Origin of the sequence: Alloprevotella sp. OH1205_COT-284 (assembly GCF_003859795.1) — a bacterium.
Lineage (GTDB): Bacteria > Bacteroidota > Bacteroidia > Bacteroidales > Bacteroidaceae > Alloprevotella.
The window spans coordinates 52,537-77,358 of record NZ_RQYI01000007.1 but is presented as its reverse complement, the minus strand read 5'-3'; the positions used below and the strand labels follow the sequence as shown (position 1 = coordinate 77,358).

The window sequence follows — 24,822 nt, the reverse complement described above, 5'->3', positions numbered from 1 at the left end:
CAAAACCGACGCGAGAGGTCGGGCTTGCATCTGTTGTCGTATGAGAAGCGCGCAGATCAATCTTCGCCGGCCACGGCCTCAGCCGCATTTCCGACGGTTTCGTCCGTCGTGCCGTTCATGGCGGCGGTGATCTTTGCCGTGATTTCTTCGCAGAGTTCGGGATTGTCGTTGAGCACACGCTTCAAGCCCTCGCGACCTTGGCCGAGTTTGGTTTCGCCATAGCTGTACCACGAACCGCTTTTCTTGATCACGTTGTGTTCCACGCCGAGGTCGGCAATCTCTCCGATGCGCGAAATGCCCTGCCCGAAAGTGATTTCAAACTCACACTTCTTGAAAGGAGGCGCCACCTTGTTTTTCACGACCTTGACGCGCGTTTGGTTGCCGATGATGTTGTCGCCGTCTTTCACCGACGTCACCCGACGGATGTCCAGACGGACACTCGAATAAAACTTCAACGCATTGCCGCCCGTGGTGGTTTCGGGACTGCCGAACATCACGCCGATCTTCTCGCGCAACTGGTTGATGAAGATACACGTGGTGTTGGTCTTGGCAATGGTGGCGGTGATCTTTCGCAACGCCTGACTCATCAGTCTTGCCTGCAAGCCCACCTTGTTGTCGCCCATATCGCCCTCGATTTCCGACTTGGGCGTGAGAGCGGCCACAGAGTCGATGACGATGATGTCGATGGCCGACGAGCGAATGAGCTGATCGGCAATTTCGAGCGCCTGCTCTCCGTTGTCGGGTTGCGAAATGAGCAGATTGTCGATGTCCACTCCGAGATCGCGGGCATAGAAACGGTCAAACGCGTGTTCGGCGTCGATGAAAGCGGCGATGCCTCCTGCCTTTTGCGCTTCGGCAATGGCGTGGATGGCAAGGGTGGTCTTACCCGACGATTCGGGACCGAAAATCTCAATGATGCGACCGCGGGGATAGCCCCCCACGCCGAGAGCATTGTCCAATCCGAGAGAGCCGGAGGGTATGACCTCCACCTGCTCCACTTCCTGATCGCCCATTTTCATGATGGAACCTTTTCCGAAATCTTTTTCGATTTTCGACATGGCGGCCTGCAAGGCTTTGAGCTTTTCGGAAGCCGGGTCGATTTTGATGTCTTCTTTCTTTGCCATATTGAGATTGATGTTGTGATTTGCTTGATGTGTACTCGTCAGGCGAAACACGGACGTCCCCCTCCCGACGATGCGGCTACAAAGATAACCATTTTTTGTTGCAGCCATGAGGTTTGCCAAACTTTTTCTTTCTCCCTCCGTTTCATTCCACACTGCAAAGGAACGCCTTTTGTTTGACAAATTCCGTCAAACTCATTCCGCCTTAGGTTAAATCTGCTTCTCTCGTGCTCAACACTGCCATTCTCCCGGACGGTGCGTTCCGACGATGCGTAAAACTTCATTTCTCGCTCGCGCATATACGCACGCGTACGCGCATATCCTGTTTGCCGTTTTCATTGTTTTGCCTTCGCAAAAAGGGATATCTCTCTGATTTTATGCAACTTCCGTGCGAAGGCAAGTGAAGGCAAAAAGAAAACGGATTTTTCAACTCATTGAAAATCACCGCCTCTACGGTGAAAGCAAAATCCCCCTTTTGCCTTCACCTCCTTCCGCCTCTTCCGCACGAAAACCTCCTATTTCGGGGGTTGTGAAAGCAAAAATTCGTCGCAACAAACTGTATTTCAACAGTTTGCAAAGCCCACTTTCTTTTTGCCTTCACTTGCCTTCGCACCTATCACCATGAAATCCAATCGATTACCTATTTTTGCGAAGGCAGCGGAAGTAAAAAACATAAACATAGTAACGCGCGCGCACGCGAGAGAAGAAAAGACAAAGGGGAAGAGAGCCACCAAAGCTGCCCTACCTCAGAGGCCGTCATCTCTACCTCAGAGGCGCGAAAATCTACCTCTGAGCTAAATTTCACTCGATCACAACTTCTTCTCAATACATGAGGCATCGAAAAACTCTATTCCGACACCTCACAAAAGACCTCCAAAAACAAGCTGTCAGTTGCTTATAGAGTTCACGCTGTCAATATTCAATTGATTGATCTCCGTATTTTTTGCCCATTTCCTTCTATAAGCAATTCTAAAAACTCTTTCAAATGCTTCTTATGAATATCTCGAACAATAAAGCCTTCGTCTGGAATTTCCATCCAACGATAGTCCTCAGGTTGCAGGAGGTCCAAACGCTGTTTGGTTTTCACGATGTATTCGTCTTTATTCTTCATTTTTTTAGGTTTTTCGGTCATAAAGCGTTTATGAGAAATGTAGCTAATCTCAAAATCCTGACTGACATCCGTACCATTTTCCAACAAGATACTGATCTTTTCCAATCGATAAAACAGATACGCCCCAATAGTAGTATCTTGAAATGTTTCGTAAGTTTCACCATCTTGATATTCTGTTTCGATAATAGGATAAAACAATTCGGGAAACTTTTTTCTCGACAATACTGCTTCTCCTTTTATGAGGGGAGAAGGACCAAACCAATCTATCACGTTGTAAGTATCGGGAGATATAACTATCTTGAAATGATCAGGATGTCGGTATCGAGAACATCCTCCCATAAAAGTTTCTATCGCCAAAAGCTGTCGAATACGATAAACCTTTTGAGGAGGTAATACCCTTTCGCTATCTTCTTCGTCTGAACAAGAAAAGGAAATTAACATACACAATGGAAACCAAAGAAATAAAAAGACTTTATTCAACATGATCGAAGTATAAGATTTTAAGGATGAATATCTGAAAAGTAATATATTTTATGATTATAAACACGATCTGACTTCTTCTGTTCTTTATATTTACCTATCTCGTTCATAGGGTTCAATGCGTCAAACCTTTTCCAGTAAAAATAGCCATTATTTACTCCGTTCCATCCCCAATTACAATGATAATAACTTCTAACATCTCTCACCGCCAAACACATATTTCCAGAGTAACGGCGTACATCTACAACCACATAACCATCACAAACCCAAAGATGCCCCCTTTCGACTCCTTTCTTAGGATCTGTACTTCCTCCGAGAAGAATTGGGCGCTTATTTTTTAATTCCTCAAAAAAACGTCCAAAACGAATTGTATCATCAACCATCTTATAATTTGGAGCTCCGGAAAATCCGTATCGTTGTAAACAGCGAGTAATATTTGGGACATCGGTGGAAGTTGCTTTCAATCCCCACTTTACCTCTGCACTATCTGCCACACTCCTTAAAAGTTGACATACCGCCAATTCATGTGGAGATAATTCTTTATCCGTTTGAGTCATTTGAGGGGTAGAAAGCAGGATGTCCCAATCCACAGGTTTTCCATTGATCTGTTTAGGGTATCGATGCGCAGCCATTATCTGTGCGATGGCAACCGGAGCACAACCGATATAAGCGTTTTGTTTTTTGTTTGTGGCCGGATTAAAAAGTTTCGGTGCACATGAATTATAAGGAGCTATTTGATCCCACTCTACAGGAACAAGAGGAGCTACTTTCTCTTTGATAGAATATATAATTCCAGACCTTTTAGGTTTCTTCCAGTTCGATAAGCCTCTGATATTTCGCTTGTCTATTTTACATATCTCCCTTAAAGAATCCAATTTCTCATTAAATTCTTTGCGTTCTTGATCGATAGTATTCACAAGAGTTTCCTTAAAAAAGGAAATACCTGAGTTTTCAGATAAGTTATTCCAATCAATATTTCCTTTATCTGAAAAGCCCAAAAGAGTATTCACTCTTAAATCGCCAGATAAAATAACATAGCCTTCATTATCGGAGAAATTAATAATATAAAATGCGGTATCAACTTCATTGCTCTCTGAGCGAGTTTTTAACGAATTTCCGATACAATCTACTCGTTCTATTTGCTTTTGAGCATTACTACGTAAATGAAGATTTAAATTAGGGAGATTTCTCGCTATGTCTATTGCTTCTTCTTTTGAGAGTTGAGGTGATTCCTCTATCTCAGACAAATAAAGAAGTTCATTGTACACCTCCTGTTTATACATGGAAGAGGTATCTCCATATACTAAAACTTCTTCTTGGCATGAAAATACAATTCCTAACAATAACAAGAATGATAAACCTACGACCAATAACTGAACCTTAGATTTCATAAGATGATATTTTACATTACACATAATTTATTCTGCAAATATATCCATTTTTTCTAATGAAAAGAAAGAAATAAATAAAAAACACGACTAAAAACATCAAGAACTAAATAGAAAGCTAAGAATCATATATAAATTATTAAAAAACTCATCACATAGAAAGATTTTGAAGAAATCTCATACAAAAAAGAAAAGAGAGCCTTGCGAAGCTCCGTGAGAATTGTTAATTTTGCAGCAATATTCACAAAATAAAACGACATATAGAAGACATTCAACCCAAATACACCATTGCATGAAACTATTGATCACAGTTTTTCTTTGTTTGTTCGTCGCGACAGGAAGAGGACAAACTATTGTTTTTGAAGAAGATTTCAATTCCGTTTCGGGAGAAGGAGGAAACGACGGAATGTTCTCCGGCGGTCTTCAAAGCCAAGATTTGTCAATATACAAGAATTGGAAATTAAAGGGCATATACGGTGGCAAAGGCTGTATCAGATTTGGAGATTCCAACTCAAAAGGAAAGGCCGTGATGCCGACTGTCCAACTGAAAGGAGAGGGAGAATTACGATTTCGGGCGGCAGGCTGGGACACAAAAAAAGAAAAACCTCTTATCACTCTGCGCGTCAAAGGGGCAACCATCGAAGGAGAACGCGAAATATCGCTGACCAAGAGCAGTTGGAACACCTATCGTGTGAAGCTCACAGAGGCAGAGGGCAATGTGGAAATCGCCTTTGATGCCCAATCCCCTCTTTCCAAATCCCCCAATCGCTTTTTTCTCGACGACGTGGTCGTCACGGAAATCGTGCCCACCCTGCCCTTTACCATCACCGATGCCGGATATTCCACATTTTTCACGGACAAAGCCTATGTGATGCCACAAGGGGTAATCGGAAACACCGTGACGTTGGAGGGCGAGAACATTGTGCTCACTCCTCACTTTCGAGAAGGAGACCGAGTGCCGCCGCAAACCCCTCTTTTGCTTCAAGGAAAACAAGGTACTTATGCAGCAGCAATCACGCAAGAAGAGGTTCCTCTTTTTACAGAGAAGAACGACCTTAAAGGCACACTGACAGAGAGATTGGTCACTTCGTCTTCGGGAACGAAACTATATGTTTTGGCCAAAGATCAGGTAAACGGTATCGGTTTCTATTGGGCGAACGGCACAGAGGGCAATCGCCTCAACAACAAGGCGGGCAAATGTTATTTGGAAGTGCCGCAAGCCGTCGGCGTACAGGGTTTCCGGCTCGGCAACAGCCTGATCGGACTCGGTTTCACTCCCCGTTTTGAGATTCGAGACCGGGAGTACGACCTCTTCGGTAGGCACGCAGGAACTTCGGCGCATGGGATTCGCATTGTGAACGGGCAGAAAGTATTTCGATAAAGTCCGCTCCTTCATCTCCGAAAGATACGTTTTGCCGCACGTATTCGCTCAGTGAATGTTCTGTGATTGATTCAATGAATATTCACTGATTGATTGTTTAAGAAAACAGTCAAGTTTTGCCGTAAGTATATTTTTCGCAACGCGCTTTTTTGCGTATCTTTGTGCTCTGATTTTATATAAACATTTATGGACATACAAAACTCTGGCCGGCAAAACGGCCTCTCCGCGAGAGAAGTGGAAGAAAGCCGCGCACTGCATGGCAAGAACCTACTGACACCGCCCAAAGAAACACCTTGGTGGAAACTTTATTTGGAAAAGTTCGAAGACCCCATCATCGCGATTCTATTGATGGCAACGGCAATCTCACTGGTCTTCGGTTTCATACACAATGATTTTATTGAAAGCCTCGGCATCATCTTTGCCGTTTTGATTGCCACCGGAGTCGGCTTTTGGCAAGAGTATTCGGCCAAAAAGAAATTTGACGCCATGCGCAGCGACAAAGACTACGAAGCGGTCAAAGTCAGACGCGAGGGGGCGGTGACAGAAATCACAAAAGATCAGCTCGTGGTCGGTGATGTGGTGATTTTGTCGGCCGGCGACGAAATTCCCGCCGATATCCGGCTTTTTGAAGCGACGGAAATGAAAGTGAGCGAAAGCGCCATGACGGGCGAGAGCGTTGCCATCGGCAAATATCCGCTCACGGAACCATATACGGGATCGGGATTTGCGCCCGATTTATTATTGCGCGGAACGACCATTGAGCAAGGCATGGGCTTGGGCGTCGTGACAGCCGTGGGAGATGCCACCGAAATCGGGAAAACCACACGTCAGGCTTCGGAAGAAGTGGAAAGCAAAACGCCACTCGAAGAAAAACTCACCGAACTGGCCGCCAAAATCAATATTGCTGCCTTCTCGGTGGGTATCTTGATGATCGCCGTGCTCAACATCGTGCACTTCGTCCTCGGCGACCACGAATGGGTGTGGGGTTGGGATTTGCTCTTTACCGAACTGCGTTTTCTGATGGGGGCTGTGGTGGTAGTCATTGCTGCCGTTCCGGAGGGTTTGCCGCTGTCGGTAACGTTGGCTTTGGCCTTTTCCATGAAAACGATGGCCAAAGAAAACAATTTGGTCAAGAAGATGCACGCCTGCGAAACTATTGGAGCGGTCAATGTGATATTCACCGACAAAACCGGAACGCTCACCCAAAACCAGATGACTGTTGTGGAACGCGAACTCAACGAAGCGGCTGATTTCGACGGTGCGAACGCCCAAGAGATGCTCGACATCATCGGCGCGCTCAATTCGAGTGCCAACTGGAACGCCGAAGGAAGCCCCATTGGCAACCCCACCGAATGCGCCATTCTCAAAAGCATGGGACAGAAGCACAGCGAAGGTCTGCGAGCGGCATGGAGCGTAGAGAATGTCATTCCCTTTTCGAGTGCTTGGAAATACATGGCTTCCGAAATCAAAGAAAATTCCTCCAATCGCCGTCTGATCGTTTTGAAAGGCGCACCGGAAGTCATCAGTCGCCTGATCGGCTACGATGCACACCTCGCCACCGTCGGACAGCAGCAACTGCGCGGACGGCGCGCAATCTCGGCCGTGTTGGTGAAGGCGGAAAACTTCGAGGCGGTAAAAGCCGAACTTGATCAACGAGGAGCGGTCAGCAATGGAAAGTACGTGGGCACATGGTTTATCGAAGACCCCGTGCGCAGCGATGTTTCCGTCGCTATCGAAAAATGCTATGGAGCCGGCATCGACGTAGTCATGATGACGGGCGACAACTTCAAAACCGGTTCCGAAATTGCCCGACAAGCCGGTTTCCAAAACATTTGGGCAATCGAAGCAAAAGATTTTTGGACAGCCGTCGAAACACCTCAAAACAACAGGGCGTATCCCAATGTGATTGCCCGTTGCACGCCTTCCAACAAACTCGACATTCTGAAATGGGCACAGGCACGCGGCTACGTTTGTGCCATGACGGGCGACGGCGTGAACGACGCACCTTCGCTCAACTATGCCGACGTCGGAATAGCAATGGGAACGGGCACTTCCGTGGCCAAAGAAGCTGCCGACATCGTATTGCTCGACGATGCCTTCCCCTCAATCGTGACGGGGGTGAAATGGGGACGTTCGCTCTATAAAAACATCAAAAACTTCCTTTTCCTTCAACTCTCCATCAATGTCAGTGCCTGCATGGTCGCGCTTTTCGGACCGATCGTAGGGGTGGAAATGCCCTTCACCGTCACTCAATTTCTTTGGATCAATCTCGTGATGGACAGCCTTGCCGCCATTGCGCTTGCCTCCGAACCTGCCGACGAGAAAGTTTTGGCCGATCCTCCGCGCGACCGCAAAGAGTTTGTGATCAACCGCCCTCTGGCCGCGGCAATATTCGGTTTCGGAGGTTTTGTTTGGTTGCTGTGCAGCTTTGTGCTATGGGGACGCAATCACGGCATAGCATTTTTGGGTGCCGATTTGGTTCCTTTCCGCAACGTGGGCGACCTCATCGACATTGAATTTACCACGATTTTCTTTGCCGGATATATGGCCGTGAATTGGTGGAACATGTTTAATGCACGTGTCATCGGGAAAGACAAGAGCATCTTTGAAGGGCTCACCACCAACTTCAAATTCATCGGCACGGTAATTCTCGTGCTCGCCGTCACGATTCTGATCGTTCAAATCGGGGGCAAGGTGTTCCGCACGGTTCCCCTCAGTAGCGAACAATGGATTTGGATTTTCCTGATCACATCTCCCGTTGTCATCGTTCGCGAATTGTGGTATCAACTTTTCGGCAAGAAATAATTTCCAATTATTGCTGTCCGATAAACGCCAAACCGCATAAAGTTTTTCCCGAAGCCCTCTATAATGGTGCTTCGGGATTTCTTTGCATAGATCTCCACTCTTAACTCAGCGGATCATCATCGCGGTGGATTTTCCTCGTTTTTATACATCTTGCCGAAGTTTCATTTCGGCAGGATGTTTTTTTGAGGGTAAAGACTGACGAATACGAAAATTCCCCGAAAGCCCAATCGGAGTTCGGGGAATGAACATGTTTTGCAATACTTTTTCTCCGGCGGCAGGCCGAAGAGAAGCATCAATTATTTTCGGGACGCAGGCTGCGCACGGTGACCGCCGTTTGCCACATTTCGCTTTCGCGGAGTGCACGAAGTTCTTCTTCGAGTCCCACGCGATAATCGGGCTTGGAATTGGCATCAATGGAGCGTTGTGCCTCTTCGCCGCTCTTGACACTGGCATAGAGGCGTTGCACCACGGGCTTCACGGCGTCGTGGAAAGGCGTCATCCAGTCGAGCGCGCCGCGCTGTGCCGTGGTCGAGCAGTTGGCATACATCCAGTCCATACCGTTTTGTGCGAAGAGAGGCATGAGGCTCTGGGTGAGTTCTTCCACGGTTTCGTTGAAGGCTTCCGAGGGAGTATGTCCGTTTTCGCGAAGCACTTCGTATTGCGCCAAGAGCAGGCCTTGAATGGCTCCCATGAGCGACCCGCGTTCTCCGGTGAGGTCGGACGTGGCTTCGCGCTCAATGGTGGTTTCAAAGAGATAGCCCGAACCGATGCCGATGCCCAAAGCAAGCGTTTTTTGGAGGGCGTTGCCGGTGTAGTCTTGATGCACGGCATAAGAGGAGTTGAGGCCGCGACCTTCGAGAAACATGGTGCGGAGCGACGTGCCGCTTCCTTTCGGAGCGACGAGGATGACGTCGATGTCGGCAGGAGGCACAACGCCGGTGCGGTCGTTCCAAGTAATGGCAAAGCCATGAGAGAAATAGAGCGTTTTTCCGGTGGTGAGATGAGGTTTAAGTCGCGGCCATACGCTCATCACGGCGGCATCGCTGAGCAGACACATCACGATGGTGCCGCGAGCTGCCGCCTCTTCGATAGAGAAGAGTGTTTCTCCGGGTTTCCAGCCGTCGGAAATAGCTTTTTCAAAAGTAGCTCCCTCGCGCTGACCGACGATGACGTTGAAGCCGTTGTCGCGCAGGTTTTGGGCTTGGCCGGGGCCTTGCACTCCGTAGCCGATCACGGCGATGGTTTCATTTTTCAGCACTTCGCGTGCCTTTTCGAGGGGAAATTCTTCGCGGGTCACGACTTCTTCGAGCACGCCGCCAAAATTCAATTTTGCCATAAAAGAGGGATTTATTAAAGAGTTGAGGGAGGGGGAGAAATATGTATAGCCAAACCGATAGCGAACGACTATCGCTCACGGTGGTGAATGACGCAACGAACGATGACACTCTCTTTGTCTTCGCCGTCGCGTGGCGGACGAATGATGCGCACCGCAAAACGATGTTCGTCGAGCGTTTCCCGATAGATGTGGAAGCGGTCGCCACAATATCCTTCGTTGCCGAAATTGAGTTCGACACGTGTAACGCGACGTTCATCGTGCCACGACTTTGGAAAGCTGTCGAGTGCCATGTCAATGTAGCGAATGGAATTGACATGTCCGTTGATGTCGAGGTCGCTGTACACCGCCGTATGTTTGAGCACAAGTTTGTCGTCTTTGACACGGACACGAGTGGGTGGGGAGATTGGCACCTTTTCATCAAGAAGGGCGGCATGAAATCCATCGTCGGGCAGCATTTCAAGATTGACCGGCTGCCTCGTTTCATAGTCAATCAGTGCCCATGTGGAGTAGCCGTAGCCATAGGCCGTTCCATCGGGAGCGGTCAGACTGTAAAGACGATCGGTAAATTGTCCGAATATACGACTGACCCATGTGCTGAGGAAGTAGGGTTCAGCAGTCTGCGGAAGTTCGTCAATGTCAAACACAAGACGCGCCAGTACCCAACCGCGATTATGCTTTTTCATGTAAGTGTAGCCAAATCCATGCGCCTCGGCGTGGAGCGAAGAGACGCGCAAAATGTGGTTGCCCAACGTGCTCCACGAAAGGCGACCGGTATAGTCTTCCTGAAAAGGCTCAACCACGAAGGGGAAAGCCAACTTCTTGTCTGTCATAGGGAAAGAGAGTTATTTTTTTTGCTGTGCAACGCGCTGTATTTCGCGCAAGTCGAGAAATTCGGTAAGTTCCTCGCGGTGGCTCTTGGTGACGGCCACCACTCCCGAACGAACGAACTGCAAGAGACAGTCGGCAGCTTGGAGGCGGTTGTAGAGCGCAGTGATTTCTTCGGGCATGCCCTCTTTGCAAACGATGGTGTAGGTGGGATTGACCTCCACCATTTTTCCGTCGAAGGTGCGAATGGCTTTTGAAATTTCTCGGTTGTCGAGCAGGCGGGAAGTGGAAATCTTATAGAGTGCCTGTTCCATGACAAAGACCTCTTTCGAGGTGAAATACTGAGCCTTGATGATGTCTACTTTTTTCTCCAATTGCTTGACGAGCGTGGCGATAGTGCCCTCGTCGGTGTAGCAGGTAATGGTGTAGCGGTGTATGCCCTCTGTGCCCGAAGTGCTCACGTTGAGTGTCTCGATGTTGAGTTGTCGGCGTGTGAAGGTGTTGGTCACGGCATTGAGCACACCGGCCAGATTTTCTGAAAAGATGATGAGAGTGTAGAGTGTGGGCATGGTGTGAGGATTAGGCTTTGATGATGTTGTCTTTCGTTTGGCAAACCACGACATTGTCGATGTCTTGCCCGGGATAGACCATAGGCCAAATGTTGTCTTCTTCCTTCACGGCGACATGGAGGAGGAAAGGGCCGTCGGTGTCGAGCATTTCGCGGATGCTGTCGTCGAGTTCGTTGCGGTCGGTGACGAGTCGGGCAGGGATGCGATAGGCTTCGGCGATTTTGAGAAAATCGGGATTGGTCATGGGCGTGAACGAATACCGATGCTTGAAAAACAACTCCTGCCATTGTCTGACGTTGCCCAAGTAATTGTTGTCGAGGAGAATCATTTTGACCGGTATCTGATATTCCATAATGGTGCCCAATTCTTGCACCACCATTTGGAAACCTCCGTCGCCCATGAAGGCGCAAACCGTGCGGTCGGGACTGGCATAGGCCGCTCCCATGGCCGCCGGAAGGCCGTAGCCCATGGTGCCCATACCGCCGGAGGTGGCCAAAGAACGGGGACGGGTGAATTTGAAGTATCGTGCGGCAAACATTTGGTTCTGCCCCACGTCGGTGCAAAGAATGGCACTGTGTTCGGTGAGTTCCGACACGCGACGCACCACCTCGCCCATGCGCAGACTTCCCTCCGCGGGATGAATTTGCGGTTCGATGACAGCCTCCTTTTCCAAACGGTCATAGGGAAGGAAAGAGGCGCGCCATTCGTCGTGCGTGCGCGGAACGATGAGTTCCGAAACGGCGCGCACCGTGTCTTTGCAGTCGCCCAAGACGGCAACATCTACTTTCACGTTTTTGTTGATCTCCGAGGGGTCGATTTCAAAATGTATTTTCTTGGCCTGTGTGGCATAGGTGGAGAGCTTTCCCGTGATGCGATCGTCGAAACGCATGCCGATAGCAATGAGCAGATCGCACTCCTGCGTGTTTTTGTTGGCACCGATGCTGCCGTGCATACCGAGCATACCCACGTGGAGAGGGTGGTCGGAGGGAACGGCCGACAGCCCGTGAAGAGTGGCACCAAAGGGCAGACCGCCCTTTTCGATGAAAGCACGCACCTCCTCGGTGGCATTGCCCAGTTCGACGCCCTGCCCCACCAACACCAGCGGCCGTTTGGCGGCGTTGATGAGATTGGCCGCCTGCACGATGCTCTCGCGATCGGTTTTGGGAACGGGTACATAGCTGCGGATGAAGTCGATTTTCTGCGGTTCGTAGACGGCCTTTTCGATTTGCGCGCTCTTGGTGAAATCGAGCACCACGGGGCCGGGGCGGCCGGATCTGGCAATATAGAATGCCCGACTCACCGCCCAAGCCACATCGGCGGCCGAACGTATCTGATAGCTCCATTTGGATACGGGCATCGACACATCGACCACGTCGCACTCTTGGAAAGCATCGCTGCCGAGTAGCGGAACGCCCACCTGCCCCATGATGACAACGATGGGCGTAGAGTCCATCATGGCGTCGGCGATGCCGGTGATGGTGTTGGTGGCGCCGGGGCCGCTCGTCACCATGCAAACGCCGACTCGACCGCTCACGCGAGCATAGCCCTCGGCGGCATGTGCCGCTCCCTGCTCGTGGCGCACGAGTACGTGGCGGAGGCGGTCGGTATAATCATAGAGGGCGTCGTAGACGGGCATGATAGCTCCGCCGGGATACCCGAAAAGCGTGTCTACCCCCTCGTCGATGAGGGCGCGCATGAGGATTTCGGCACCTGTGATAGGCTCTTGCATGATAAACGTGTTTTGAGTTTTTTCTGTGGAATTGAATTGTTGTGTCTGTCGCCCCTCAATCAATGATGCGGACGCCGCCTTTGTCGGCCGAAGAAACGCTCTGCGCATAGGCTCTGAGCGCTTTGCTGACCGTTCGTTTTCGTTGCAACGGCCGTTGCGGCCGTGCTTCGAGCTCTTCGTCGCTGAGGCGCACGTTGATGCTGCGCGAGGGGATGTCGATGACGATGATGTCGCCATCCATGATCTTGCCGATGTTGCCTCCGGCGGCGGCTTCGGGCGAAATGTGACCGATGGAAAGTCCGGAAGTACCGCCCGAAAAACGGCCGTCGGTGATGAGTGCACAGGCTTCGCCCATGTGCATGCTCTTGATGTAAGAGGTGGGGTAAAGCATCTCCTGCATGCCGGGGCCTCCTTTGGGGCCTTCGTGGGTGATGACGACGACGTCGCCCTTGTTCACCGTGCCGTCGAGAATGCCGTTGCAGGCGGCCTCCTGCGAGTCAAACACGCGCGCCGTTCCCTCGAAGTGCCAAATGCTCTCGGCCACTCCTGCGGTTTTCACCACGCAGCCGTTTTGGGCGATGTTGCCATAGAGAATGGCCAATCCGCCATCGCGCGTGTAGGCATGCTCCACGGCACGGATGCACCCCTCCCGGCGGTCGGTGTCGAGTGTCGTCCAGCGGCTGTCGTGAGCACCGAGCGTGTTGCAAAACACGCCGCACGGAGCACTGCCGTAGATGCGGAGTGCATCGTCGCTCACGGTCGTCCCCGTGATGTCGTAGTGGCGCAAGGCTTCGCCGAGGGTGAGGCCGTCGGCGCGGCGGCAAGAGAGGTCGAGCAGGTCGGCCTTGGCCAGTTCGCCCATGATGCCGAGTATGCCTCCGGCACGGCCGCAATCCTGCATGCTGTATTTGACGGTGTTGGGCGCGAGTTTGCACACACACGGCACGCAACGGCTCAGACGGTCGATGTCGTTCATCGCGAAGTCTACCTCGCCCTCCTGTGCCACGGCCAAGAGGTGGAGTATGGTGTTGGTCGAACCGCCCATGGCGATGTCGAGCGTCATGGCGTTGAGAAACGCGCTGCGCGTGGCGATGCTGCGCGGCAAAACGGAGGCATCGCCCCTCTCGTAGTAGGCCAAGGAATTGGTCACGATTTGTCGGGCGGCTCGTTTCATCAATTCGATGCGTTCGCTGTGCGTGGCCAATATGGTGCCGTTGCCGGGGAGCGAAAGCCCGATGGCTTCGGTGAGCGAATTCATGGAGTTGGCGGTGAACATGCCCGAACACGAACCGCAGCCCGGACAGGCCTTGCGCTCAATCTCCTCCAACTCCTTGTCGCTCACGGAGGCATCTGCCCCTTTGACCATGGCGGTGACGAGGTCGGCCTTTTCGCCGCCCACGTTTCCGGCTTCCATGGGGCCGCCGCTCACGAACACCGTCGGTATATTGAGGCGCAAGGCGGCCATGAGCATGCCGGGCGTGATTTTGTCGCAGTTGGAAATACAGATCATGGCGTCGGCCTTGTGGGCATTGACCACGTATTCCACCGAGTCGGCAATGATGTCGCGCGAGGGCAGGGAATAGAGCATGCCGTCGTGTCCCATGGCGATGCCGTCGTCGATGGCGATGGTGTTGAACTCGGCGGCATAGCATCCCATTCTTTCTATTTCGGCTTTCACCATCTGTCCGGCCTCGTGGAGATGAGTGTGTCCGGGCACAAACTGCGAGAAAGAGTTGACCACCGCAATGATGGGTCGGCCAAACTGTTCGCGTTTCATGCCGTTGGCCACCCACAGTGCACGAGCACCGGCCATTCTGCGACCTTCGGTGCAGGCCGCGCTTCTCAGAGGGATCTTCATGGAGTTCAAAGGAATAGAGTTTAGTTTTGACATCGCAATCCTCGGCCGGCAGCATCGTTTGACACTTGTTCGACCCTCGCTTGCAAAAGACAACGCCCTCTCCGATTTTGCAAGACAAATCGAGAGGATGCTTGATTTTGCAAATATAAGCATTATTCTCTTGCTTCCCAAAAAACGTCAATTATTTTTCCGATTTTTCCGCGTTTCTATTACATATATGCAGGAAAAAATGTAATTTTGTACGCTGTAAGTTGGCAAAAACTTACGCTTCGTTTTTCCTCTTTTCAACCTGCCTATCTCATGCCCAAACCCTATCAGAAAATCTATCCTCCCCACGAAATCCAAGAGCTGCTCCAATGGTTCACAGACCGCCTCGACCGCCTGCCTCCCTCCCTTGACATGGGCAAACGAGGCAACATCCCCGACCTTCGCCGCACCGTGAAACTTTATCTCGAATTTGTGGTTCTCTGCCACGAAAAACCCGCCTACTCCGGCCAAATACACCATCTCTTTCGCATTCGCGAGCATTTGGAAGCCGAGGGTTTCCAATAGCCTCTCCCCCGCCACCGGAAAGCCTTTGAAACATCGGCATCGTTGCGCGGCAATCTCCATCGCGCGAAGCAAGGCAGCCGACCGCCGACCGAGAGCCGAAAAGGCGGTTTCTTCCCACCTCATCGGGAAGGAGCCGCCTTTGTCGTCCACTCATGAAAGGAGCTACTTTTGTCCTCATTGCGCTCTCTGCCTCCGCCCTCCGCTCTCGTTGGGGCACGAAAAGGCGAAACACACGCCCGACAAAAAACACGACACCGATGAAACCGCCGTTTTCGGGCGTTTCACCCCCTTTTTTTTGTTTTTGCCGTTTTGCTTCCGCTAAATCATCTATCTCGCTGATTTTGTGCATCTTCCGTGCGAAGGCAAAGCGGAAGCAAACGCATCGGCCATTTTTCAACACATTGAAAATCACACCACATACGGTGAAAGCAAAAATCCCTTTTGCCTTCACCTCCTTCCGCAATTTGAGTGGAAAACACAGGGTTTCGACACATTGTGAAAGCAAAAAAACGTTTTATTTCTCTGTCTATCAGCGTTATGCGAAGTCTTCTTGCAGGTTTGCCTTCACTTGCCTTCACCGAGAACAATCTGACAGCCAAAAAGTTACCTCGATTTGCGAAGGCAGCGGAAGCAAAATACATTTACAGGGAACGCGCGCGTGCGCGCGAGAGCGTGCCGTTTCGGCGATACTGCGAGCCATGTAGAAATTCCTACCTCTGAGCTCGTTTCGCCTACCTCCCATGTAGTCACCGCTTCCTCGCAGTGGCTTCACCCAACAAGCGGCGGCCGATGAGGGGAAGCCCCGATCCGCAAGTTTCGCGCAACGGAGAAATATCGGTCATCGGACAAAAAAACACGCAAGCTCCAAAGTTTTCTCATACATCGAAAATCCGCTTGTTTGAAAACTTTGAAGCTTGCGCTTCCGTTGAGGTCTGATCGACCTTTTGCTCTTTCGCCGGCATCGCTTCCGCCAACAAACACGGTTTGAAGAAGCGGGGCAAAAGCCTTTTCTTATTTCGTTATTCGGCCGAATCACTGCCCTCCTCTGCCGGAGCCTGCGCTTCGGCGGGGGCAACAAAACGCTGATAGCCGGCCTTGATCAGGAGATTGTACCATTGCACGAGTTTGCGAATGTCGCTGACATAAACCCGATCGCGATCCCACGCCGGCAGGGCGATGTTGTCCATGAAGTCTTGGAGTTGGGCATCGGTGGCTGTTTTATGGGTAAATTCGGTTTCTTTTCCGTCGAGCGCGTCGCAGATGTTTTGCAGCACTTGCATGAGTGCCACGTCGTCGGCCTCGGTGTACATGGAAACGTCGCCGAGAGAGGTGACGCGATCGCGTGCTCCGACCGGCATACGACGACGGGTTTCGTCGAGTCTTTCGACAATGAGATTGCCGTTTCCACGAGCCACGAGTTTGTAAAGACCGGGCTTGCCGGCTATGGCGAGAATGGTGTCTTGCATGAGTAGAAGTTTTGTATTGATGTGTGAATGCTTAAAAAACTGACTGCAAAAATAGTATTTTATTTGTTTATGCCCAAATTGCGACGCTGCCACGGCCTCAAAATTCGTGTCTTCGACAAGAAAGAAAGACGCGGTTTTTCGCATTGGCAACCGTCTTTCCGGCACGCGAAACGCCCCTCCGCACAATGAGGGGCGGAAGCCTTTCGACTTCCGCCCCCTGCGGTGTTGTCGTTCGACTCATCAGGCCAGTTGCTCCTTGATGAAAGCTTCCATTTTCGGGAAAGCGGCTTCAACGCATTGCAGGAGTCGGAGTTGGTTTTTGGTGCGGTCGAGGTTGTGTTCGGGATATTGCACTTTGAAGTAAGTGTCGCCGTTGAGATAGTCGGCAAAGAAGCGCACCGTCTGCATGTAGGGGAAGAGGGCGGTGGCGTAGGGGAGATTTTCGATTTCAACGGGGGTGAGGAAACAACGTGCGCCTTTCAAATAGCCTTTGGTGAAGGCCTTGAAAACGTCAAAGTTGAAGCCTACGTTGTCGGTGACGGGGTCGTCCTCGCGAGTGGTGTTGGCGGCGGAGCGGAGGAAGTCGCCGAAATCGGAGAAGACGAACGACGGCATCACGGTGTCGAGGTCGATGACGCAGAGGACGTTGTCGTTTTTGTCGAAAAGGATGTTGTCCACTTTCGTGTCGCAGTGGCAGATGCGTTTGGGCAGTTTTCCCTCGCGATAGAGGCGTTCGCTCTTGGAATACTCCTCGGCGCGGCGATTGACTTCTCCCAAGATTTCTTGTACGATGGGGTCATTGACGCGGCCGGCCTTGTTGTCGCGCACGGCATCGGCCAGTTGCTGCAATCTCCACTCGATGTTGTGGAAGTCTTTGATCGTTTCGCCGAGTTGCGCCGGAATGTCGGCCAACATGGCTTGGAATTGCGCAAAGGTTTCGCCCACGACATAGGCACTTTCGAGACTGACGCCGGTTTTGGAGATCGTGTCGGGAATGAGCACCATCATGCGCCAATATTTCTCTCCGTCGAAATGATAGTATTTGCCGTCGTTGGCTTGGACGAACGTAAGGACTTTGCGGTCGATGTCGTCGGTGCCGGCGGCTTCGAGCTTTTTGCGAATATGGGTCGTGACCTCAACGATGTTGTTCATCAACAAATCCATGTCGGGGAAAATGGCCACATTGACGTTTTGCAGAACGTAGTCGGGAGTGTCGCCCTCGGTGAGCACTTGGTAGGTGGTGTTGATCAAACCGTTTCCGAGGGGTTTGATGTCGGTGACATTGCCCCGAATGCAAAAATGGGCAACGATTTCTTTCATTTTTTGATCCATAGATTAGCGTATAGTGTTATAATTTGAGGGCAAATATACTCAAAAAACAACATATCGATAAGGCTTTGGAAAGAAAAATGAAATTTTGGCAACCTTTTATTTTCCGCCGAAAACGCCGCGCGACGGCTTCCGGTCTGCGTGTCGCGGGTGCAGAGCCGGATTTCAAAAGCAGGCCTCCGGGTTCGACCGCGGTTTTGGCGAACTCGGAGGCTTTGAAGATAATGATTTTTGCAACACACGGGGCACACCTGTGTTCATCGGACGGGAAGAGGAGCTTTCCGCACCACGAGCCGACGGCTTACATCACTTCGTAGTAGCGGCGGAGGTTGTTGATGGCCGAGCGCACCTCTTTCACCAACTGTTCGCTCTCTTGAATGATGTGCAGCAAGAGGTTGGCGGTGGTGAGATTGACGGCGTTTTGGGAGTTTTGCACCGCATCGAGCACCTCGTGGCGGAAAACGCGAAACTCCTCTCTCAACGCCTCGCAGCGTTGTTTATGGGTGTTGATCGTGGAACGGCGATCGGCACGCATGTCGGCGGTGATCTCCGAGATTTCGGCCACAAACTTGTCGCGAATGGCGCAGAAACGCTCGGCATAGCGGACTTCGACGGGCACGAAATTGTTTTCTACGTGTTCGAGGGCGGGATCGTTGATACGCATCAGGCCGGAGAGCATCTGTCGGAGATTGTTGTGGACAAGGTGGAAGGGAGTGCTCAAACGTGTTCCGACGAAATTGTCGGCACGGCGCAAACAGAGGGTTTCGCGACGGCGCAGGTTTTTCAGTTCGCGCTTCGTTGATTCCAAATCGCGTTCCACACGACGAAGCTGTCGGCGCGTTTCGGAAAAGAGGCCGTCGGTCGATTTGGTCAGCGCGCCGCCGAAATAATCGAGCTGTTCGGCCACGCTCACCGTGAGGTGCTTGCTGAGCATAGTATTGACGGCAGCAGGGTCGTCGCAAGCCATAATGGTTTGGAAGAGGGTGTCGCCCTGCTTCTCTTCGGCTTGCTTCTTGCCAAATCTGATTTGCGAATGCACCACCAACGCGAGGGCGAGAAGGATCAGACCGAAAGTGACGGGCATTCCGCCGAAATACATTGCGCAGGCCACGACAAAACAGGCTCCGAAAGCCGCACCGGCCGTCATGAACCAGCCGCCGATGACACTCAACACTCCCGTGATGCGAAACACGGCACTCTCACGCGTCCAAGCACGATCGGCCAAAGACGTGCCCATTGCCACCATGAAGGTGACGAAGGTGGTGGAAAGGGGCAATTTGAGCGACGTGCCCAAGGCGATGAGCAGCGAGGCCATGCAGAGATTGACGGAAGCGCGCACGAGATCGTAGGCCGCGCCGGCATATTGCGGATCTTCGGACACGGGGGCGAAACGGCCATTGACCCATTGTTTCACGGGCTCGGGCGTGGCGGCGGAAACACTGCCGATGACACGCGTGGAAAAGCGGACGATGCTGCGTGCCGCCACACTCGACCCGAAGAGTTCCTCGCCCTCTTGTTTGGAAGAAAGGCCGACTTCGGTCTTCGTGACGCGCTGCGCTTTTTTGGAGGTCAGCAAGGCCACGACCATGATAGCACCCGCACCAAAGAGGAAGTAGAAAGGCGTCTGTGCGCTTTCCTTCAAACCGGTCATCATGAAACCCGAAAAATCGCCACCTCCATTGGCCGAAAAATCGAGGTAAGCCGACATGCCGGCAAGGGGGACTCCGATGAAATTGACCAAGTCGTTGCCGGCAAAAGCAGTGGCGAGAGAAAGCGTGCCGATCAGAACAATGACTTTGAAAACATTGACACCGACCCAGTGCAAAAGCTGACAAATCGCCGAGAAAGCCACAAAACATCCCACAAGGATCACTCCAAGACGGTCAGACATGGCGGCTTTCACGTCGGGCGTCATGACGGAGAGGTCTTTCATTCCTTTGAAAAGCATGAAATAAAGAATGCTCGTGATGGCCACTCCGCCGAAAAGACCGATGAAATAGCGCATCCGGGATTTGTAGTTGAACGTAAAAATCACGCGAGCCAAAGACTGCACCACCACGCCGAACGTAAAGGCGAGCGGAACGCTCAAAAACACGCCGAGAATAACCTGTATGGCCTTGTCGCTGTTGAGATAGTCGCCAAAGGCGAGTGCATCGTCGCCCATGAGCTTTATCATGGTGAAGGCAAAGGCCGCGCCAAGGAGTTCAAACACCATGGAAACGGTGGTCGAAGTGGGCATGCCAAAGGAGTTGAAAATGTCGAGCAGGACGATGTCGGTCACCATAACCGCGACATAAATGATCATCACCTCTTCAAACGAGAACTGCCCCGGATGAAAAATACCGTGGCGAGCAATGTCCATCATACCGTTGGAAAGCACGCAACCGGTAAACACGCCGACGGCGGCCACCCAAACAATGGTGCGATACTTGGCCGACTTCGAGCCGATGGCCGAGTTGAGAAAATTCACGGCGTCGTTGCTCACCCCGACATAGAGGTCGAAAGCGGCCAAAACGAAGAGAAAAATGACAATTCCGAGAAACAAAGTTTCCATAAAAAAGAAAAGAAATTAAGTTGAATGAAGATTTCGCAGATTTAGACGCTGCAAAAATACATCGCTTTTTACGATCTCGCCCTCAACAAACGATTAAGAAATCGTGAAGGTCGCTCCCGACCTCCTTCCGCAGGGCAAACACCTCCGAAAGCATCGGATAAATTCCGCCCAAACAGACAGCAAGAAAAAGCGGACTGCCACCAAGCTGCAACGCCGACCCGATTACCGCCGCCCCAATCGGCGATAGACGTAGTGTCCGAAAGAAAGAAATCAAATAAAAAACGACAAAACCACCTCATAAACAAAGCTCCACATCCCTTTGAAAAAGATCTGAATACCCCTGCACACCTCTCCAAACCGCCGACAAAAAGGGCAAAAAAGAGCTCGGGCGAAAAACAACTGCAAAAAGTTGCAACACAGCTTCTGATTTTGGCGCGAAAAGTCAAAAGAAAGTTATTTTCCCCTCAGTCTTTCGACCTCTTGTTTGGGATTTCGATAAAGTTCGCGTACATTTGCATTAAATCAATCCCCATTTCGTAACCATCTTCACCGAGATGATGCGCCCGATCACTTATATCGCCACGACCCTGCTTGCGCTCACTTCCTGCGCATCGCAATACAGCATCGACGGAAACTCCTCGTTGGCATGTCTTGACGGACAAAAATTGTATTTGCGCATCACCAATTTCGTGGACTCCCAAAGCCATGTCGTAGACATCGACTCCTGCGAAGTGATACACGGACGCTTCACTTTCGGCGGCAGCGTAGACAGCATCGCCATGGCCGAAGTCTACATGGGCAACGAAAAGCTGATGCCCATTGTGCTCGAAGGCGGCGAACTGCTCATGCAGGTCGACAACTACGGACAAACCGTCACGGGAAGCCCGCTCAACGAGCGTCTTACCGACTTCATGAAAAAACGATCTCGCTACGACAACGAATTGTGGGAACTCGACCGAACGGCACGCAAGCTGCTCTACGAAGGAGTGCCGATGGCAGAGGTGGTCAGACGCCTCGAACCGGAACGCCTGGCCATTGTCAAGAAAATTGAAGACATGGAGGTACAATTCGTGCTCGACAACAGCACAAACGCCCTCGGTCCCGGATATTTCATGCAAATGGCCGGACAGCTCCTCTTCCCCACCATGACCGAACCGCTGCAACGCATCGCCGAAAATGCTCCCCCGTCGTTTTTCCGCAGCCCGGCCATACGCAACTATTTGGCCATGGCCGGCTACAACCGACCAATCCCCACCACAAAAAAAGGCCGTCGAAAATAACACTTCGCTCTTTCACTCGAACACACATCCTCATGCCGTAATCGCTGTATTCCGCACCTCGGCATGAGGATGTGCCTTTTGGGAAATTACGGGGGATAAAACGACAAACGACAACACAAAAACCGTGGTAAAACAGCAAGTTGTTTTACCACGGTTTTTTGTTGAAATATGAGTGAGGGAGAAACGATTATTTCACCAACACACGACGCGTGATGTTGCTGCCGGCAGTGGCAATGTTCACGAGGTATGCGCCGGGGGTGAGCGCGTCGAGGCGAAGCACCTCTTCATGCCCTTGCGCCACTTTTTGCAAACGGCGGGTTTCGACCATACGGCCGGCGGTGGTGTAAACACGAATAACGGCCTGACGTTCGGGGTTGTTGAAGAGTATCTTCCAATCGTCCGTGCCTTTCTGAATGCTCACCGGAGCTTCGGTGTTGGCCACAGCTTCGATGCCGTTCGGATCATACATGCGCAAAGCCTCTTTCAAACCGGCATAGGCATCGATCTTGCCATATCCGCGACGAGGTGTCCACTCTTCACTGCCCGTATATTGGTCGCGAATGGCGGTCTTACGGAAAATCTCCATTACGGTGTTGTAGTCCAAATTGGGATTGGCCTGCAACCACAGGCAGAGCACTCCCGACACAAAAGGAGCAGCCATCGAAGTTCCCTCATACATGCCGTAGTAGAAGTCTTCCTTGTTCACGGTTTCCTTGCGGGTAATGCGCTCTCCCACATAGTCGCCTTGGGCGTCTATGAGCTCTTCGTCATACTTATTGAATGCGCTATTGATAAAGGCGCCGGGAGCGCAAATGGCAGGTTTGAGTTCTTTTCCCAAGAAAGGACCCGAACAAGAGAACTTGCTGATTTCATTGATTTTGCCCACTCCGTTGGTTCCGTCCATCGACTCTTTGTGGAAAGTGCTATACCAGCGGGAGCGGCTGTTGTAAGAACCGACGGCAATGGCCGAAGGTACGCAGGCCGCTCCTTCGCCCACGCGATAGCCGTCCACGGGGCGGAGCATTTCTTGCTCCTTGCCCTCGAAAGTAGCCAAAGAGGAAATGGAGCCTCGATTGTCTGCCAACCAAATGTGGAAAGTCTGAGGCTCGGTTTCGTCGTCGTTCAGTTCTATTTTGAGCGCGGGAAGAACTTCAAAATATTGGTCGGGAGCATGTTGGGGATATTTGGCGGCAAAAAACTCCTCAAACTCTTTGCAGGGGAAATAGCCCATGAAAGTCTGCTTCTTGTTTTCAGGCACGACCTCACCCGCAATAATGGCTTTTTCATTGGTCATCGCTTCTTTCCAAAAGTTTGCATCGGGTTCGAGCAACTCATCATTGGCCAAAAGAACGGGAGTGATTTTCAGGTGTTCTTTGCCATCGGCCGTTTGGTTCCAAAGCGCGAAAAGGATTTCGGCCTCATCACGATCCACCACAGGCTCTTCAAAAATGACGTAGCGCACATCGCCTTTCTTGATGGTGGCCATGGTGTGGATTTTGTCTTGTTCCTCATTGCCGATGGCCGCCACGAGAAAAGCCCCTTTTCCGGTGAAACCGTCGAGCGTTTTGTCGTACAGCTGTGTGCCGTCGTGAGGCCCGAGCTGAGAGCCGAAGCTCATATTGACCACCCAAGGCTTTTTCTCTTTGTCGGCAAATTCTTTGATATAACTCACGCCTTTCAAGACTTCATCTTCCGTCAGCTCGGAGGGGATCATGATGATTTCCGCTTCGGGCGCAACGCCTTGCAGGTTGTTGTTGTTCACGGCCATACCGGCTGCAATTCCGGTGACGTGTGTGGCGTGGCTGCTCTTCGTCTTTTCTCCGATGAGGGGCAGCACGTCGGTCGGCTTTTTCAAAGAGTCGGAAACCTCCCATACGCTGCGAACGCGAGATTTTCCGTTTTTGTCGTTGAAAGCCGGATGACGATATTCAAAACCCTGGTCGATGACACCGAGAATGACGCCTTTTCCCGTAAAAGGGGTTTCGAGCTCGGTGCCTTTGTGTACTTTATCCACTCCCGATATGTCGCGCGCTTTATCCATGTTTCTCTTCAAACGCTTCGACAAAGCAATGTGCCGCACTTCGGGCATTGCCGCCAGACTATCGACAAAGGTTGCCGGAAGTTCGGTGGTGAGCGTATGTTCGGTGATGACGGCATTGGCGAAGCCGGCAGCTGTCAGACGTTCGGAAATCAGACGCGAGTTTTCGGCCTCGATGATGAGCTTTACACGTTCCAAATCGTTTTTTTTCGCAGAAGCCCCGACCGCACGCACCACACGTTGGTCGGAAGTGGCGGCATGACGATAGCGGTTCATCAAGAGCGACAGATCGGGATTGAATTTGGAACGGGTTTCCACATTTTGCGCCGTGGAGAGCGTGGCCGACAAGAAGAATGCGGCTAAGAGTAGATTTTTCTTCATATCATATTTTTTGAAAGAGTCAGCGACACAAGAGTTGCGTCGCTGTCGGAAAGTTTTTGTGTCGAAAAAGCATTTCAGCGCACAATTTTACGAAGAAAAAATAAAACAAAGAAATCTTTTTCGTCTTTTCTGGCCTTTTGCGGCTTTTTCGGAGTAAAAACGCAACTTAAACGCCGGCAAGAGGCTTTTTTATCACAAAAGCCGAGTGTCCGACAGTTCGCGACACCTCCGCCTTCCCCCGGCTCCTCTGCTTCTGCCTGTCTCGCCGTCGTGCGGCCGATGAAACCGCCCTTTTTGAGCGTTTTTCCACCCTTTTTTTGTTTTTTGCCGTTTTGCCTTCGCAAAAACGCCTTCGAGGTTGATTTTCAGAGCGTTTCGTGCGAAGGCAAGTGAAGGCAAAAAGAAAATAGAGTTTGCAACCGACTGAAAATCAGAATAACTACGGTGAAGGCAAAATCCCCCTTTTGCCTTCACCTCCTTCCGCCTCTTCCGCACGAAAACCTCCTCTTTCGGGGGAGGTGAAAGCAAAAATGCGTCGCAACAAACTGTATTTCAAACATTTGCAAAGCCCTTTTTCTTTTTGCCTTCACTTGCCTTCGCTAATATCTTTTTGATTTAC

Annotated in this window: 16 protein-coding genes; 4 read left to right on the top strand and 12 right to left on the bottom strand. The window is 51.2% G+C overall.

Annotation, left to right across the window (positions count from 1 at the left end):
* Positions 1-56: 56 nt before the first annotated feature.
* From recA to EII14_RS03440, 3 genes are all read right to left on the bottom strand, one after another.
* Positions 57-1,124 carry a recombinase RecA gene (gene recA, locus EII14_RS03450; RefSeq protein ID WP_124931174.1) on the bottom strand — a complete coding sequence of 356 codons (1,068 nt, stop codon included), beginning with the start codon at positions 1,122-1,124 and terminating at the stop codon, positions 57-59.
* 916 nt (positions 1,125-2,040) lie between these two features.
* On the bottom strand, positions 2,041-2,715 hold the full coding sequence (locus tag EII14_RS03445) for a hypothetical protein (protein WP_124931173.1): 675 nt from the start codon (positions 2,713-2,715) through the stop codon (positions 2,041-2,043).
* 17 nt (positions 2,716-2,732) lie between these two features.
* Positions 2,733-4,103, bottom strand: coding sequence for a C10 family peptidase (locus EII14_RS03440; RefSeq protein WP_158608307.1), 1,371 nt, complete (start codon positions 4,101-4,103; stop codon positions 2,733-2,735).
* 289 nt (positions 4,104-4,392) lie between these two features.
* On the opposite strand from EII14_RS03440, the gene EII14_RS03435 reads away from it, so the two are divergent.
* Both EII14_RS03435 and EII14_RS03430 read left to right on the top strand, forming a co-directional pair.
* Positions 4,393-5,481: a hypothetical protein gene (locus EII14_RS03435; protein WP_124931171.1), complete on the top strand. Its 1,089-nt coding sequence runs from the start codon at positions 4,393-4,395 to the stop codon at positions 5,479-5,481.
* A 186-nt stretch (positions 5,482-5,667) separates the two neighbouring features.
* Positions 5,668-8,286, top strand: a complete 2,619-nt coding sequence (locus EII14_RS03430; protein ID WP_124931170.1) for a calcium-translocating P-type ATPase, PMCA-type — start codon at positions 5,668-5,670, stop codon at positions 8,284-8,286.
* Positions 8,287-8,578: 292 nt separating this feature from the next.
* On the opposite strand, the gene ilvC is transcribed toward EII14_RS03430, so the two are convergent.
* From ilvC to ilvD, 5 genes are all read right to left on the bottom strand, one after another.
* Entirely contained in the window at positions 8,579-9,622 is a 1,044-nt protein-coding gene (gene ilvC / locus EII14_RS03425; protein ID WP_124931169.1) for a ketol-acid reductoisomerase, read from the bottom strand.
* A 68-nt stretch (positions 9,623-9,690) separates the two neighbouring features.
* Positions 9,691-10,452 carry an acyl-[acyl-carrier-protein] thioesterase gene (locus tag EII14_RS03420; RefSeq protein ID WP_124931168.1) on the bottom strand — a complete coding sequence of 254 codons (762 nt, stop codon included), beginning with the start codon at positions 10,450-10,452 and terminating at the stop codon, positions 9,691-9,693.
* 12 nt (positions 10,453-10,464) lie between these two features.
* On the bottom strand, positions 10,465-11,016 hold the full coding sequence (ilvN, locus tag EII14_RS03415) for an acetolactate synthase small subunit (protein WP_124931167.1): 552 nt from the start codon (positions 11,014-11,016) through the stop codon (positions 10,465-10,467).
* Positions 11,017-11,026: 10 nt separating this feature from the next.
* Positions 11,027-12,745, bottom strand: coding sequence for a biosynthetic-type acetolactate synthase large subunit (gene ilvB, locus EII14_RS03410; RefSeq protein WP_124931166.1), 1,719 nt, complete (start codon positions 12,743-12,745; stop codon positions 11,027-11,029).
* Between the two features lie 55 nt (positions 12,746-12,800).
* Positions 12,801-14,603: a dihydroxy-acid dehydratase gene (gene ilvD, locus EII14_RS03405; protein ID WP_124931165.1), complete on the bottom strand. Its 1,803-nt coding sequence runs from the start codon at positions 14,601-14,603 to the stop codon at positions 12,801-12,803.
* Positions 14,604-14,903: 300 nt separating this feature from the next.
* Between ilvD and EII14_RS03400 the strand changes: the two genes are divergently transcribed.
* Positions 14,904-15,155 carry a hypothetical protein gene (locus tag EII14_RS03400; protein WP_148090604.1) on the top strand — a complete coding sequence of 84 codons (252 nt, stop codon included), beginning with the start codon at positions 14,904-14,906 and terminating at the stop codon, positions 15,153-15,155.
* A 1,019-nt stretch (positions 15,156-16,174) separates the two neighbouring features.
* On the opposite strand, the gene EII14_RS03390 is transcribed toward EII14_RS03400, so the two are convergent.
* The 3 genes from EII14_RS03390 to EII14_RS03380 all read right to left on the bottom strand — a co-directional run bounded on the left by EII14_RS03390 (position 16,175) and on the right by EII14_RS03380 (position 20,504).
* Positions 16,175-16,621 carry a DUF5606 domain-containing protein gene (locus tag EII14_RS03390; protein ID WP_124931162.1) on the bottom strand — a complete coding sequence of 149 codons (447 nt, stop codon included), beginning with the start codon at positions 16,619-16,621 and terminating at the stop codon, positions 16,175-16,177.
* Positions 16,622-16,861: 240 nt separating this feature from the next.
* A complete protein-coding gene (locus EII14_RS03385) occupies positions 16,862-17,941 on the bottom strand; it encodes a phosphotransferase enzyme family protein (protein ID WP_199733864.1) in 1,080 nt (359 codons plus the stop codon).
* Between the two features lie 310 nt (positions 17,942-18,251).
* Positions 18,252-20,504 (bottom strand): inorganic phosphate transporter, encoded by a 2,253-nt coding sequence (locus tag EII14_RS03380; protein ID WP_124931160.1) that lies wholly within the window; start codon positions 20,502-20,504, stop codon positions 18,252-18,254.
* A gap of 554 nt (positions 20,505-21,058) precedes the next feature.
* Here EII14_RS03380 and EII14_RS03375 point away from each other — a divergent pair.
* Entirely contained in the window at positions 21,059-21,784 is a 726-nt protein-coding gene (locus tag EII14_RS03375) for a DUF4369 domain-containing protein (RefSeq protein WP_124931159.1), read from the top strand.
* A 187-nt stretch (positions 21,785-21,971) separates the two neighbouring features.
* Here the strand turns inward: EII14_RS03375 and EII14_RS03370 are convergent, their stop codons facing one another.
* The gene (locus tag EII14_RS03370) at positions 21,972-24,203 is read right to left on the bottom strand and encodes a S8 family peptidase (RefSeq protein ID WP_124931158.1); all 2,232 of its coding nucleotides are present in this window, start codon (positions 24,201-24,203) and stop codon (positions 21,972-21,974) included.
* Between the last annotated feature and the right edge of the window lie 619 nt (positions 24,204-24,822).